Origin of the sequence: Halomonas sp. R57-5 (assembly GCF_900070345.1) — a bacterium.
GTDB lineage: Bacteria > Pseudomonadota > Gammaproteobacteria > Pseudomonadales > Halomonadaceae > Vreelandella > Vreelandella ventosae_B.
This window is the reverse complement of record NZ_LN813019.1, coordinates 4249474-4264399: the sequence shown is the minus strand read 5'-3', so window position 1 is coordinate 4264399 and position 14926 is coordinate 4249474. Positions and strand designations below refer to the sequence as shown.

Genomic DNA, 14926 nt, shown 5'->3' with positions numbered 1-14926 from the left:
TGGTCTGTGTCTGGCAATATAGCCACTTTCAGCGATCAGCATAACGATCCGATTAGTAAACGAAAGGACACGGCATGGCCCACCTGCTACGCATCGTGATGATTCACGGCCACCTGGAAGGGGTGGTTGAACTGAGTGTGGACGGTCACACCAATATTTGCGGCACCAACGCCTCCGGTAAAACCACGCTACAGCGGCTGGTGCCGGTGTTCTACGGCGAATTACCCAACAAGGTCGTGCCCAAAACGCGCATGAAGTTCGATGCGTTTTACCTGCCTAATCGCAACAGCTACCTGGTGTACGAGTACCGCCGCGAAGCGGGCAATATCTGCCAGGCGGTGCTGACCCGCAAGGCCGAGGGCGGGGTGGAGTATCGCTTTGTCGGCGCGCCCTACCAGCCGGAAGACTATCTGGTGGAGAGCGACGCGGGCGTGGCGGCGCTGGACTACACCCAGTGGGCCAGCGGCCTGCGACGAAATGGTACGCCGGTGTCGCCCAAGCTGGGTGCTACCTCTGAATTTCGCTCGGTGATCCAGAACGACTTTACTCAACTGCACGGCAACAGCCGCGACGGCCTCAAGCTGCGCCAGATCGCGTCGCAGTTCAGCCTTGTGAAACCCGAGCGACGCATCCGCCATATCGAAAAGCTGGTTTCTGCGGTGCATGCCAAAGAGGGCAAGATGGACACCCTCAAAACCATGCTGGCGGCGATTTTCGAAGAGGATGGCGTTGAACTCCCGGTAACCCGGATTCGCAACACCAAGGCGCGGGAGTGGATTGCCCAGATGCGCCAATCCATGCGCCTGGAACCGCTGCAGGCATCGCTGGCCCGACTTGCCGGTATCGACCGTGAACTCGCCGACCTGGATGCCACGCTCTGGCAACTGAAACCCCAACTGGAAGACGACCGTCAGAAAGCAGAGCGCCGCATGGCCGATGTGGATGCTGAGCTTGCCCGCCACCAGCGCGAATTCCAGCAGCGGGAAAGCGACTACGCAGAAGCGCGGGATAAGCTGAACGACAGCCACAGCGAAGTGGTTAGCGATCTGCAGCAGACCCAGCGCCGCCTCAACGACCTGCAAACCCAGTACGAGCACTACGCTGATGCAGACATGCCCGCCCTGGAGCGTGACATCAACGCGCTGCCCCAGTGGCGGGAGCAGCGCGACCAGCTGCGCACCCACCTGAACGTGATGCAGGACGCGGTAAAAGAGAGCCAGGCGCGCCTGGATGGGCGGCTGCGCGAGCTTTCCGAAGCACTGGCCCGCCAGACCCGTGAATCCCAGGAGCTGATCGACGCCCTGGTCGAAGAGAAAGCCCTGCGTCGGGAGCAGCAGTGGGAATCCGAACAGCAGCTCAACGAACGCTATCAGCAGGAGCGCCAACGCCTGGAGGGCGAGTACCAGGCGCAGCTGGAACTCGGTGTCGAGCAGCTAGCTGAACTCAAAGCGCAGCTCTCGCTATCGACCCAGACCGCCGAAGAGGCATCCGAAGCGGAGCTTGCCCAGGCGCGCCTGGATCAGGCCCAGCAGGAGCGCAACGCATCGGCCGCTACCCTGGATGGCCTGCGCCGGGAGTTTGAAAGCCGCAAACGCGAGCGCGACAGTGCCGAACAACAGCTGGTGCAACTTCGCCAACAGCTGGAGCGCGCCGAGCAGCGCTGCTTTGCGCTTTATCAGCAGCGCGACCCGGAGCAGGGCAGCCTGCGCCACTTCCTGCGCTACCACCGCCCCGGCTGGGAGCAGCAGCTGGGCAAGGTGATTGCCCCGGAGCTACTGGAGCGGCGTGACCTCGCCCCGCAGTTGGCGGAAGGCGCGAGCGATGACTTGTTCGGGCTGGCGCTGGATCTTTCCGCCATTGCTTTGCCGGATTACGCCCAGGATGAAGCCAGCCTGCTGGCCGCCATCGAAGAGGCGGACACCGCCAAACGCCGGGTGCAAACGGAGAGCCAGGCCGCCGAGAAAGCACTCAAGCAGCAGAACGAGCGGGTGCAGCAGGCCGATGAAGCCCAGGATCAGGGCCGCATGGCCCACAAACGCGCCGAGCAGGAAGTAGAGTTTGCGATAGAGGCCCGCCGCCAGCAGCAGGAGCGCCACACTAAGCGCCAGCAGGAGCGTCGCGCAGCCCATCAAACCGCGTTAGCCAGCCAGGAGCAGGCACAAAAGGAGCTGCGCGAAGAGAAGCAGCAGGCGCTCGTCGCGCTAAGCGAGACCCATCAAAGCCAACTGCTGGAGCTAAAAGCCGACGGCCAGAGCCAAGTGGATAGCCTGGATGCCCAACTGCGCCAGTATAAGCAGCAGTTGAGCGACGCCAACAGCGAACACCAGCGCCAGCGCGCGGAACTGGAAGAGGCTTTTAGCCAGGAGCTGGCCGAGCAGGGCGTCGACCCCGCCAAGCTAAAAGATACCAAGGCGCGGCTGGCCAGCCAGGATGAACSCAYCCGCGTCACCGCCGCCCGCCAGGATGAACTCACCGAATACACCCGCTTTATGCGCGTCGAGTGGGGGCAGCATAAGCCGCAGCTGGTCGCCCAGGAAGCCGAGCTGGAGCAGGCGGAACAAAAGCTGCAGCGCGATAAAGAACACCTGAAAAATGACTTTCAGGCCGCGCGCAAAACCCACCAGAGCACGGTCAGCACGCTAAAAACCCAGCGGGAGAGCCAATACGCCTGCCTGGAAGCCTTGAAGCCGCTACTCACCCAACTGGAAAGCTTGGCCATCGAGCCCGACGGCCAAGCGCCCGGTACGCCACTGGGCGATGTGGACGAGCGTATCGAGCGCGCCCGCCAGGCATTGGGCAATCGCCACCAGCTCATCGAGCAGCTGCGCCGCGGCTGCCTGGAGGTCGAAAGCCAACTGATCAAGGACGCCAGCAGCGGATTCGCCGAAGCGCTGGAGAGCGAGCGCAGCAAACTGCAGAGCGACAACCCGCGCCTACAGCTGCCGCTACTGCGCGACATGCTTAAACTGCTGGAAGATCAACAGCAGCAGCTGATTCAGGAAGGGCGCAACCTCAGTGACGACCTGGATAAGTTCTTCACCGTGTTCCGGGATTTGAACCGGCGCATCAGCGCCCAAAGCCGTAGACTTTCCGAAGAAGTCGCCGATGACCTGCGCCTGGAAGGCATCACCAAGGCCGAAGTGCGCATCCAGTCCACCATCGATGAACTGGGCTTCTGGGAGCCGCTGAAGCTGTTCGCCCAGCGCTATAAAGAGTGGCGGGAATCCGGCCAGACGCTACCCAGCGACGACTACCTCAACGCCCTAGCGGACGTGGTCGATTTGCTGCGCAGCGACCAGCAGTACAGCTTCGAAAGCCTGCTGCGTCTGGAGCTGCACCTGAACGAAGGCGGCACCGATCTAGTGATCAAGAACGACCGCCAACTGCTGGAGTCCTCCAGCCACGGCATGGCGTATCTGATTCTGTGCAAGTTCCTACTCGCCTTTACCCGCCTGCTGCGCGGCGATGCGGACATCGCCATCCACTGGCCCATCGATGAGATTGGCACCCTGGCGTACCACAACGTCGAAAAACTGTTCGACGCCTGCGACAGCAACCGCATTCATATCGTCGGCGCGTTTCCCAACCCCGAGTCCGATGTGCTGCTGCTGTTCGCCAACCGCTACCTGATCGATCGCGATGAGGCTAACCCCAACAAGCGGGTATTAAAACGCATCGAGCCACGGCTAAGCCGCCTGGCCGAACGGCTCCAGGAACATCAGCAGGAGGTGACGGTATGATCGAACATGGCCCACTGCTAGAGCGCCTGCTGGCCGGGGAGTTTGTCTGCCCGATCAGCGATGAGAGCGGCTATCGCCATCTCACCAATGAAGAGACCCGGGAAGAGATCGATACATACCTGCGGCCGCTTAACCGGCGGCTGGCCMGCAACGAAGACGGCAGCGTCTATTTTCTGGCCTGGCGTCAGCYCAATGACAACGCTCGGGATCAGCTCTCCCGCCAGCTCGGCGATACGCTCAATAGCCTGTTGCCGCTGCTGGAGTGGCTGCAACTGGTTCAAGAGGCCCTGGGCCGCGACACCCTGGCCGCCCCCGGCGATGTGCTCAAGCCCGCCGAATTCAGCGCCAAGTGCGAAGACAACCAAAGCCTGCGCGAACGCCTGGAACGCCTGGCCACCGACAGCTTTTTTGGCTCGCAAAGTGACCAGCTCGATGCCCAGGTTAAGCAAGTCTTCAAGCGCCTGAAAGAGCACGGCTATCTGCTTCAGCCCCACGCCGAGCGGCAGGTATTCGTGGTCACCGGCAAGATCGACTACCTGGTGGATCTGGTGCGCTTTATTCGCGATGAAGAGAACCTTCCCATTGAAGAGGGTAGCGAGGAGGGCTCCGGTTCCCAGGAGGCCCTGTTGTGAGTTCGAACGGAGAACATGCCCTGGAAAGCCGCCTGCTCAAAACCGGCAGCGAACGGCTGGCGCTGCTCGGCAAGCACGCCGATGTACTGATGCAAGCCTACACCCGCGATGAAGTGCCGCTGGAATCGCTTAGCGATAGTGCGCTGCGCAAGCTGCTGGCGGCGCGCATTCTATGGCGGCCGGACGAGCAGAGCGGTGTGAAGCTGGCGCCCAAGGTGCGCGAACTGATCGCCGAAATGCTCGCCGACGAGACCCGCCGCCATGTGAATGCCGATGTAGCGGAAACCCTGGAGCTGATTCGCGCCCTGGTACACAGCTACCGGGAGGCGCGCAGCCGCGGCGAGCACTGGCGGCTGGAGCAGCAGTTAATGCGCCTGCGCCAGGAAGTCGATGACCTGAACGGGCGCTTCGCCGATGCCATCGACAGCCTATGGCAGCGGCTGAATAGCGATTTTGGGTTCGYCAGCCAGCTCAACGACAAGATCCGCGAAAACGACCGCGCCCAGAAGCAGATCGCAAGGCTGCTGGATGGCCTGGCTCTTATCGACTTCGACGAGCTGATCGAGCTAGTGGGCAGCGACGGCAGCCTGCGCAAGCTATTGATCAGCCAGCTTCAACAGCAGTTAAGTAACCACTACACCGGCCTGCGCGAAGTGCAGCGGCGCTTGATCGAACTAATGGCACGCTTTCGCAAACAGCAGGCGCGCAGCCGCCTGATCAGTGGCATGGCCGCCTTTATGCGCGAACATCCCGGCTTTGTGCCGGGCAACTACGCCCGGCGCAGCGAGGTACCAGGGCTGGTCAATCAAGCCGCACCGCTAAGCGCGGCGGCCGCCCCGGCGCTGGATCGCAACCTGGATAGCCGGTTGCTTGCCGAGCTGCTGCACCAGCTACCCCAACCGCGTCACACCACGCAAACGGTTGAAGCGGCGGCCCCAGCACAAGCGCAAGAGAGCAGCCTCGCCGCCGCCCGCCAGCAGGCGCTCAAGCAGGATGTAGAACACTTCTATTTAAGCGTGATCGACCAGCCCCAGGCGGAACCGATCAGCGCCCTTGAGTACCTGCGCGAAAGCCCGCTGGAGTGGCCGGATGAAATTTGGCTCTTCCAGGTGATTTCCGAATACCAAGGCCTGCCGCGCAGCGATCAGAAAGCGTTCCGGCTCAAACAGCAGGAGAGCCAGGCCAGCCAATTCAATCACCTGCGCCTGATCCACGATGTAGAACTGCAGCTGGCCGTATGAACCTACCCAGCCGCGCACGCAATGGCCTTAACGGCGTCGCCCGTGAACTTCTCCGCCAACCCACGGTGGAGAAGCCCCGCCGCCAGTGGGTAGACGACGTAGTAGCCTGGTKCCACCAGCACGACATTGACCTGGCCACGCGAATCAACAGTAAAGCGCTGCGTTTTGACGCCGCCTTTCTGGCGCAGATTAATGACGTATTAGAGAGCGCGCGAATAGCGCCGCTAGGCCGCTCGCTCAGCGGCCTGACCAGCAGCGCCCAGGCGAAAGAGGGCGTAGAGGAAGACAAGGCAACCCGCGAAAGCCCCCGTGGACGAAGGGTACTCGTCAGCTTTCCGCCGCAGCCAACAACCGGGCTTGCCAACGAGCCACGCGCTATTCGTGACGTGGATGTGCATGCGTTAAAGCTGAGCGCCTTTAGCGCCCTCATTCAGGTAGAAAACCTGGACAGCTTCTATGAGTTTTCGCCGGAACTCCCAGCGCTAAACGGCTACACAAACCCGCTGGTCGTATACCGCGGTGACAGCCACTACGGCGGTGGCTTTGTGTTACTGGTTGATGCTTGGCACAAAACCCGCCGAACACACATCTACGCCGGTGACTTCGATGTTAAAGGCGTCACGCTAGCGCTCGACAGCAACGCCACGCATATACTCCTGCCCGGCATTGAATGGCTTACTCAAAACGCCACGCCATTGCATGTGCCTGCTGAACAGTTTTCTTACCAGCGTAGGCTGCGCAAACACCTCGCTGCGCTGCCAGCCGCTCATCCATTGCGCGACTACCTAACGCTGCTGCTGGAAAAGCAGCGGGGGCTTAAGCAGCAGTGGTTTGGTGGGGAGATGGTTTGTGTGGCGCTTAGCTAGAATTGGGCGGAGCAAAACACGATGGCGCGAATTTTGGCTATAACGCCGAAATTTGCTTTGCAAGCAGAAGAGTCAATGGGGTAGGGTCGAACGAGATGGCTACATAACCTCAATGACCGTGCCAGCGCGTTCATTGAGGTTATGCAGCCTGGCATATAATCAATGTTAGGCCTCAAGGAAAGTATCGTGACATCCAGTGCTCTGAACCAGTTTTCTAACCTCCCCCCAAGAGAAACTGCGGGATCGAGCTCGTCGAATCGTTTCGACTACCAGAAAAATTGGTCAATCTGCCATTTTCTAGAATTACATGAAGATGGACAAAATTACTTGGTTGTATTTGATCACCACGAAGACATTGTGGTCTTCAATCACGGCAGAACCCCAGATTCTGCTTGCTTCTACCAAGTCAAATCTAAGAAAAGTGGAAAATGGACTATTGCTAACTTAGCAAAATGCACGAACAAAGATCACGAGTCATCAATACTTAGAAAACTTTATAAAAATTACGAAAATTTTCCGGATTTCACAGTAAAACTGGCATTTATTTCGAATCAAGGCCTCAGTACAAAAGATAATAAGTCTGGTAAAAAAGCTGTTTTTTCGGAATTATGCTTCTCTGAGATGCATGCTGATGAGAAGTCAATTTGCGCTTATGCATTAGAAGCAGAAAATAAATCACATTCGAATTTGTCTGGCTTAAACCTCTTCGAATTTGAGCGTACGTTACTGACTATTGAAGATCATGTTAATCAGACAAAAGGAAAACTGTCTGATTTTTTTGAAAAGCAATTTCCCTACGAAACAGTAAATATAGGCTTAGCTTACAGAGCGGTTTTCGACGAAGTGAGGAGAAAAACAAATTTCGAGAACACTGGAGTCAGATCACACAGCCTAATTAAGGAAAAAAGTCTTTCTAAAGAAGAATTTGACAACATGCTTGCGGTAATGGTAGGTCAAAGAAGTAATGCTCAGTTATGGAGCGATGCATGTTCAATACTCCTTAACGAAGGTTGTAACGGATTGACATTAAAAAACATTAGGAAGGCATGGAATCAAGTCTTAGTAGATGAAATGAATTCCAGTAATGAACAATTTATAGATGTATCAGAGCTTGTTCAATCAACAGTAAACATCGCAGCTCAAAGTGGCAACAGCACGATTATATCGCTTGCTGCTGAAGTTGTGGAAAAGCTTGATCCAGCTGAGTCTGCAGTATTCGACACCGTCAAAATAGCGGCAATGATTTGTAGGGAGATAACCAGAAATGAACCATTACAGGAAATTAGTTCGGAATCTGAGGAGCAAAAGCCATGAAAAAATTGCTGTTAAAAAGCATGCTTCTCGTATCGCACGTAGAAAAGAAAGCTCTGAAGCTAAAGTTCGATCCTGATATCACCCTTATCCAAGGGGATAATGACACTGGAAAGTCGTCTGTAATTAAAACTTTATTGTCAACATTTGGCGCGGAACCGCCAAAAATACATCGAAACTGGAAAGCTGCGGACATTGGGTCATTAGTTCACTTTAAACTTGATGAAGAGAGCTACTCTATATATCGTTACAGAGGTGCCTTTTCTCTTTTCTCAGAGGAAGGCCAGCTAATAGGCTCATACGAAAGCGTCACCAATGAACTTGCGCCTGCGCTGGCGAAGTTGTTCGGCTTCAACCTCAAGATTACAAACAGGCAAGGGCTTCAAGAGACGCCACCCCCAGCATATATGCTTTTGCCCTTTTACCTTGATCAAGACAAAGGTTGGTCAGGAACATGGTGCTCATTCAATAAGCTCGGACAGTATGCAAACTGGAAACAAACATTAACCAGCTATTTTCTCGGTCTAAGGCCCGATGAATGGTACGCATTAAATGCGAGAATAAAAATTCTGGAGCAAGAAAAGCAAGAACCCTTGAGGCAGTTAAAGTCAATCGAATCTATTGAACTAAAAACTATCAAAGAGCTTTCTTCAGTCGATTTCAATATTGATTTAAATGAATTCAAAAAAGACATTGAACGACTTGTTTCAAAATGCAACGAATTGCAGAAAAAACAAGCTCAATACAAGCATAGAATCTCTGAAACTAGGACAGAACAAATCCGCCTTGAAGCTCAGATAGAAATTGTTGCTCATACCCGCGATGAACTGAATGCTGATTATTCCTATGTTCAATCAAATTTAGAAAAATTAGTAGATTGTCCAACTTGTGGAGCAGAGTATGAGAACTCATTCACGGAAAGGTTTGCAATAGCTCAAGATGCTGAAACCTGCACAGATTTGCTCGCGTCGCTTCGCGAAGATTTAACGCGAACCAAAAAGGAAACTATATCTATCCGGGCAGAATTAGAGAATGCTTCTTTTACAAAACGTTCAATCGATAAAATACTTGCCCAAAAGCGTGGAAAATTAAAAATTAAAGATGTCATCGATATTGAAGGCAAGAAATCTCTCATGAATCACCTAAAGAAAGAAGCTGAAGATATCAAAATTCACCTAGGAGAAGTTGAGCTGAGTCAAGCTGCCCTAAAAGAATCGGCAGACAAGTTTGATGATGCTGATAGACGCAAAGAAATAGTTCGAGAATATGGGGAAAGGTTTGAAAAAAATGCTAGAAGGTTGCATGTCACAGGATTAAGTGATCAGGTGTTTAAAAACGTAAATGCGTCTATTGATGAAAGTGGAAGTGACCTTCCAAGAGGCGTATTGGCATACTTTTTTTCAGTTGCCTCTCTTGTAATAGAGGGCAGTGGGAATTTGAATTTTCCTCTTGTTATTGATGCTCCGAATCAACAGGAGCAAGATCAAGGAAACCTCTCCAACATTCTTAACTTTATAGTCAGCAACAAACCGAATAAAAGCCAACTAATCCTCGGTTTGGTAGATGATGCTAACATCGAGTTTCCCGGTAGCAGGATTCAATTCAAAAAGAAGCATGAAGTTCTTGATTCTACAAAATATGCTACTTATGCGAAGGAGGTTCGACACTATGAGTTGGCGCATATGTCCGGAAATTCCGAGTTAGATTGATGCCCAACAATGCCTTGTAGTCGACCCACTTTCCTCTGGTCATTCGCTACAAGCGAGGGGTTGGAGGCAGGTATTAAGCACTACTGGTTAAATTTAGCGATCTGGCAATCCACTGCCTTGTTCCCAAAGAGAGCGCATAAGCGAGAGCACGAACAAGCCATGAACTTACTCTTCCTCGGCACATCCGCCGGTGTGCCCACTAAGCAAAGAAACGTCTCCGGGTTTGCTTTGCGTGAGAGCAAGGGTCAGGACTGGTATCTGATCGATTGTGGTGAGGGAACCCAGCATCAGGTGTTGCACACAAAGCTGTCGTTTCATTCACTGAAAGTCATCTTAATTACCCACGTGCACGGCGACCACTGTTATGGGCTGCCGGGCATACTGGCGAGTGCAGCCACCTACGTGCATCGTAATTTGGACTATGCTGGGAAAACTAGTTTTTCTTAACGTAGCATCCTGCCGCTCAAGGATACGATGACATGAGCCTAGAAATAACAATGGTTGTACTGCTCGCCGCCATCTTTAACGCCAGTTGGAATGCGATCGTTAAAGTGAGTGGCGACAGGATCGCCGTCATGGCGGTGATCACCCTGTTGGGCAGTCTGGTTTCTGCATTCGCTCTGCCTTTTGTTACGCTCCCCGATCCTGCAAGCTGGCCGCTACTTGGCTTAGCCATTTTGATTCATACCGCATATCACTTTTGTTTGCCCATGGCTTACCACTATGGCGATTTTGGCCAGGTCTATCCCATCGCGCGTGGATCGGCGCCTTTACTCGTTACCCTTGGCGCTGCCGCGTTCGCTGGCGAAATGTTGGGTTTTGTCCCGTTACTCGGTGTGCTGTTTCTCGGGGTTGGCGTGATGTCGCTAGCGTTCGATACAAGCACCGGTATTACCAGCAATCCCCGCGCTATCCTCCTTGCTCTAGGTACTGGTGCCTTTATTGCTTCCTACACTCTGGTGGGTGGCCTGGGCGCACGACAAGCTGGCTCGGTGCTCGGCTTTGCTGTTTTATTGACCCTCGGCAACGGCTTGCTGACGTTTGCGATTGCTTTGACATGGAAAGCCACGGAGATAAAAAGAGTTATATCCAGCAATTTGGCACCCGCCGTTGTCGGCGGTGGAATGCAGGTCGGTGCGTATTGGATCGTTATCTGGGCCATGGCCTACGCCCCACTCGGCATGGTCTCGGCGCTACGCGAAACCAGTGTGCTGTTCGCGGCGCTTATTTCCACCATCATTCTAAAAGAAGGCTTCGGCGTGTGGCGGTTTGTTTCTTCAGGCCTCATCGCTTGCGGCATTACGTTGACACGCTACAAGCCTTAATGAATGCTTCGTGCCGCTAATATTGCTTATCAGCTTCGCGATCGCCAAACATTTCGAACACCGCCAGCGGCCTCTCAGTTAGTTTTAACCTTGCTCGGCTCGGTTACTCTTATCCATAAAATCGAAGCGACTCTTTCACTGTGATAACAAGACCTGCCCGCAATATGCCATCGTCTGAATACTCATTTCCATGAGTAAAGTATTATTATATCTGGAAAAGCGCGCAGTTAAGCGAATTTTGGATATTTTATCACCAAAATTGGCTTTGCTCTCAGGGGAGGCAATGAGGTAGAGTCGAATAAGGAGGTTACATAACCTCAATGACTGCGCCGAGACGTTTATTGAGGCCCTGGAGCCTTCCGTATAATTACTGCTAAGCTTGAGTATGGAATCGAAATGAATATGCCCTTCTCAATTGATAAAGAGTCATTCAGTAAGTCCTTAGAAGAGGCTGGCATAAGAAAAGTGGCTTTTGTTTTCCACCTGAAAGTTAAAGATCTTAATGGCTATAGTAAGTTTTTGAAAGAGAGTGAAAATAGCTTCAATAGCAAAAGGCTGTTTCGAGTTAAGGCAGACCCTGTTGCACGAGAAGGGATGTGGGTAGATGAAATTATCATTGATGAGTTTCCATCCACTCAAGCAGCTTTCAAGTTTCTTTCGACCTTCGATGAAACTCTAGATCAGGTTTGCGCTGAGCATACCGTTCTTGCAATTGAACCAGAACCATCAGCACTGTTTTATATGGTTAAGATCATCTCTAGGGGTGTTCGGTTGTTCAAAGGTATCACCGACAAAGGCATCCCTACAGCAACATGGAAGGCCGAGAATAACGCAGTCTGGCCCGATGAGAATCAAATGAAAGTAGCAAGAGCCCAAAATCTTGACGAGCCTCTTTTTGTTTACAATTTGAATAAATATAAACCGAAAGCAGAATATAATAATTCTTACGAGGTCACAAAGGGTATTAGCGGCAAACAGGCCTATGACCGCTACTCCAAAATTGCGGGATTTGAATTGCTGCGAAGGGGCGCATATCCAGTTTATGGTGGGAAGCCCCTTGGGTTATTCAGCAGTGACAAGGAGTGTATGCTAGCTGATCGCTGGGATCATTTTATATTTGTACGCTATCCTCAGCGCCGTAACCTTCTGGCCACCATTGAGAGTGATGAATTTCACAAAGGTGAAGTTCATCGCGACGCTGGGTTGGAACGAGTCGCCATTTTTATGGCAAAAGCCTAAAAAGAAAAATTAACTCGGATCCAAATTTCGCTGCGCTACATTTGCACCGGTTATTTGAAGTGTTGGGGAAACTGAATATGAAGCACTTATTCTGGCTCATTGAAGGGGCTCTTGCAGGACGACCAGGGCCTAATAATGCGGCTTGGGATCCTCAAGAGTTGTATAACGGTGGTATTCGTGCAGTCCTCACCCTAAACCGCGGATATGGGGTTGATGTTACCAGTTTGGAGGCTGTTGGCATCGCTCATAAAAGAATTCCAATTCTCGTCCAGGAACCCCCGCAGCCCGATGCGTTTGAAGTTGCTTGGCCTGCTCTGGAGGAGACAAGCCGCTGGGTATGGGAGCAGATTCAGAGTGGAAACCCCGTGCTTGTACACTGCACTCATGGTAAAGATCGTACGGGCCTTTTATTGGCCTATATACTTGTTCGATATTACGGCCTAGCTTCGCAAGAGGCCATTGCGCATGTTCGCCGCGTGCGGCCGATTGCACTTACAGCGGTTGGGTGGGAGCAGTTTGCGAATGATTTTCTCAGGCTATGTCAGTCGGAAAGTGCCTTTGAGAAAACCGTCATTATTTCATCCCAACCAACGCTTCAGTCGTGATGCAGAGATGAGACTCCCAGAATTTGCTACCCACTACTATCTACCTGAGATTGGCCCATTTCGGAGTCTCTCCGAACTTCCAGCGGGCTCAAAAGATCCAATCTTCTTAGATCTTCTGACGCGTCATCAGCGTGATCCCGGCTATCGACGGCGCTACGGCAGGAACTACATTGAAGTTCGCAGCAAGGTTGAAGCTCGGCTGCGTGAACTTTTCGTTGCGCGAGGAGGTAAGCCGCGCTGTCGTCATCCCTATTATCTCGTGCTTGGAGAATCTCCTTGGTTTCGTGATTTGAACGCTGACCAAAGTGAGCTGAAAATACCTCTATTGGAGCTTGATCCTGAAACAACGTCCTTGACCTATCCGGATAGCTTTGTTGCGTTATCCGAGGCGATAAGCCTTACTTCAATCAAGTGTTTTTGCTTAGCGAGGTGAGCGAAATCGTTGAGCGGTTTGGGGTTCCTGATAATGATCAGGTGGTTCCTTATGAGCGATATTGGGAAACTGATTTTGAACTCTATATTGAGGTGCAACTTTGGGACATTCCACCTGGATTCAAACCATAACAAGACCCGTTACGCCGACGCCTACTCTATTGCGGCTTCGCCGCCATTTTGTAACCGCGCATTTTGAACGGCGTTAGACATATGAAAACAACTCTGCGAACACCCGTAAAAACCGATTATGACGCTATTGCGACTTGGATCAGTGATGAGAAGGCCTGTGCTCGCTGGGCTGGCTCATCCGTGCCGTTTCCCTTTGTTGCAGCCAATTTGCCTGAGCTACTCGCTGTAGAAGGTTGCTCTAACTATTGTTTATCCGATATCGATAACAACTGCGTTGGTTTTGGCCAGTTCTGGCCCGGAAAGCAGGGCTCTGTTCATATCGGGAGGATTATCATTTCGCCTGAAGCAAGAGGGAATGGCGCAGGCCGCTTGCTTTGCGAAAAGCTCATCGAAAAGGCCAGGCAATTAACAGTCGCATCGACGGTTACGCTGCGTGTCTATCGAGATAACCATGCTGCTCGTTCTTTGTATTCAAGCCTTGGCTTCTTTGTTATCGAGTCTGAGTCTACAGATGACTTATTGTTCATGAGTACAACGGCTAATGATGATGCATAACTTACCGTATCCCCACTTCMCTCTAGTCTGAGCGTTTTTCTCTCATAAATATGATCCATGGGCGCCCTATGGTTAATTTGTATGTTCTTCGCCCTTTGGAAGTTCAGGCCCTTGCTTCTCAAGCGGAGGCGTAATAAATGACGAGCAAACTATGAACTTACTGTTCCTCGGCACCTCCGCTGGTGTACCCACTAAAACCAGAAACGTCTCCGGGGTCGCCTTACAAGAGAGCAAAGGGAAGGGCTGGTACCTGATCGATTGTGGTGAGGGCACCCAGCATCAGGTTTTGCACACGAAGCTGTCTTTCCATTCGCTGAAAGCCATCTTTATTACCCACGTGCACGGCGACCACTGCTATGGGTTGCCGGGCATACTGGCGAGTGCGGGAATGGGTGGCCGGAAAACGCCGCTGACCATTGTGGCGCCCGCAGGCATCAAGGCATGGTTGGATGCTACCTGTGAGGTCACGCAGCTATGCTTGCCCTTCACCCTGGAGTTTATCGCCTCGGACGAGCTGCCAAGCGTTGAGTTTGAAAGCATGGCGGTTACCACTTCCAGGCTTTCACACCGGGCGCCGTCCTACGCTTATGGATTTACGGAGACAAAAGTCGACGCCGCCTTGGACGTGGATAAGCTAGCGCAAAAGGGGATTCCGAGGGGGCCGTTGTGGGGGCAGTTGAAGCAAGGGTTTGATGTTGTGTTTGAGGGTGAGCTTTTAAAAAGCCATGACTACCTGATCTTCAAGCACAAGCCGAGAAAAGTGGTGATCGCTGGGGACAATGACCAGCCTGACTTGTTGTTTGCGGCGTGCGCGGGCGCACAGGTGCTGGTGCATGAAGCCACCTACACCGAAGAGATGGCCCAGAAGGCCGGTGATGTGGGGCATAGCTACGCCAAGCTTGTCGCGGCGTTTGCCGAATCGGTACAGCTGCCCAACCTGGTGCTGACGCACTTTAGTCCCCGTTACCAGCTCAACCCCCATGCGTCGCCTTCCATTGAAGACATCCGAAACGAGGCCCAGCGCGCCTATTCGGGCTCGCTTTACCTGGCGCGGGATTTTGGCGAATACACTTTGGATAAAGCGGGCCAGTTTTCTGAACTGGCGGGTGATTAACCGACTTCATCCCGCCGCCCCTGGA

11 protein-coding genes and 1 pseudogene are annotated in these 14926 nt (G+C 52.9%); all 12 read left to right on the top strand.

Features of this window, described 5'->3' with window-relative positions; translation table 11 throughout:
* Window positions 1-74: 74 nt before the first annotated feature.
* The 12 genes and pseudogenes from HALO_RS19390 (at window position 75) to HALO_RS19335 (ending at window position 14901) form a co-directional block, all read left to right on the top strand.
* Complete coding sequence (locus HALO_RS19390) at window positions 75-3740, top strand: ATP-binding protein (protein WP_050713889.1); 3666 nt, start codon at window positions 75-77, stop codon at window positions 3738-3740.
* Entirely contained in the window at window positions 3737-4372 is a 636-nt protein-coding gene (locus tag HALO_RS19385; protein ID WP_050713888.1) for a condensin complex protein MksE, read from the top strand. Before HALO_RS19390 ends, HALO_RS19385 begins: the two co-directional genes overlap by 4 nt.
* Window positions 4369-5613 carry a hypothetical protein gene (locus HALO_RS19380; RefSeq protein WP_050713887.1) on the top strand — a complete coding sequence of 415 codons (1245 nt, stop codon included), beginning with the start codon at window positions 4369-4371 and terminating at the stop codon, window positions 5611-5613. Before HALO_RS19385 ends, HALO_RS19380 begins: the two co-directional genes overlap by 4 nt.
* A complete protein-coding gene (locus HALO_RS19375) occupies window positions 5610-6479 on the top strand; it encodes a DUF7281 domain-containing protein (protein ID WP_050713886.1) in 870 nt (289 codons plus the stop codon). Before HALO_RS19380 ends, HALO_RS19375 begins: the two co-directional genes overlap by 4 nt.
* Before the next feature lie 186 nt (window positions 6480-6665).
* Complete coding sequence (locus HALO_RS19370) at window positions 6666-7793, top strand: DUF4297 domain-containing protein (protein ID WP_035576712.1); 1128 nt, start codon at window positions 6666-6668, stop codon at window positions 7791-7793.
* Window positions 7790-9499: a hypothetical protein gene (locus HALO_RS19365; RefSeq protein WP_035576713.1), complete on the top strand. Its 1710-nt coding sequence runs from the start codon at window positions 7790-7792 to the stop codon at window positions 9497-9499. Before HALO_RS19370 ends, HALO_RS19365 begins: the two co-directional genes overlap by 4 nt.
* 159 nt (window positions 9500-9658) lie before the next feature.
* Window positions 9659-9895 (top strand): annotated as a pseudogene (locus HALO_RS19360) (MBL fold metallo-hydrolase); the annotation flags it as partial.
* An 83-nt stretch (window positions 9896-9978) separates the two neighbouring features.
* Complete coding sequence (locus HALO_RS19355) at window positions 9979-10824, top strand: EamA family transporter (RefSeq protein WP_035576715.1); 846 nt, start codon at window positions 9979-9981, stop codon at window positions 10822-10824.
* Window positions 10825-11220: 396 nt separating this feature from the next.
* Window positions 11221-12063, top strand: coding sequence for a hypothetical protein (locus HALO_RS19350; protein ID WP_035576717.1), 843 nt, complete (start codon window positions 11221-11223; stop codon window positions 12061-12063).
* 77 nt (window positions 12064-12140) lie between these two features.
* On the top strand, window positions 12141-12668 hold the full coding sequence (locus tag HALO_RS19345; protein WP_050713884.1) for a protein-tyrosine phosphatase family protein: 528 nt from the start codon (window positions 12141-12143) through the stop codon (window positions 12666-12668).
* A 645-nt stretch (window positions 12669-13313) separates the two neighbouring features.
* Window positions 13314-13787 carry a GNAT family N-acetyltransferase gene (locus HALO_RS19340; RefSeq protein ID WP_035576718.1) on the top strand — a complete coding sequence of 158 codons (474 nt, stop codon included), beginning with the start codon at window positions 13314-13316 and terminating at the stop codon, window positions 13785-13787.
* A gap of 151 nt (window positions 13788-13938) precedes the next feature.
* The gene (locus HALO_RS19335; protein ID WP_035576719.1) at window positions 13939-14901 is read left to right on the top strand and encodes a ribonuclease Z; all 963 of its coding nucleotides are present in this window, start codon (window positions 13939-13941) and stop codon (window positions 14899-14901) included.
* Window positions 14902-14926: the final 25 nt, after the last annotated feature.

Coding starts and splice junctions, on each gene's coding strand:
- HALO_RS19365 (WP_035576713.1), top strand. CDS start 7,790: ATGAAAAAATTGCTGTTAAAAAGCATGCTTCTCGTATCGCACGTAGAA.
- HALO_RS19355 (WP_035576715.1), top strand. CDS start 9,979: ATGAGCCTAGAAATAACAATGGTTGTACTGCTCGCCGCCATCTTTAAC.
- HALO_RS19350 (WP_035576717.1), top strand. CDS start 11,221: ATGAATATGCCCTTCTCAATTGATAAAGAGTCATTCAGTAAGTCCTTA.
- HALO_RS19345 (WP_050713884.1), top strand. CDS start 12,141: ATGAAGCACTTATTCTGGCTCATTGAAGGGGCTCTTGCAGGACGACCA.
- HALO_RS19340 (WP_035576718.1), top strand. CDS start 13,314: ATGAAAACAACTCTGCGAACACCCGTAAAAACCGATTATGACGCTATT.
- HALO_RS19335 (WP_035576719.1), top strand. CDS start 13,939: ATGAACTTACTGTTCCTCGGCACCTCCGCTGGTGTACCCACTAAAACC.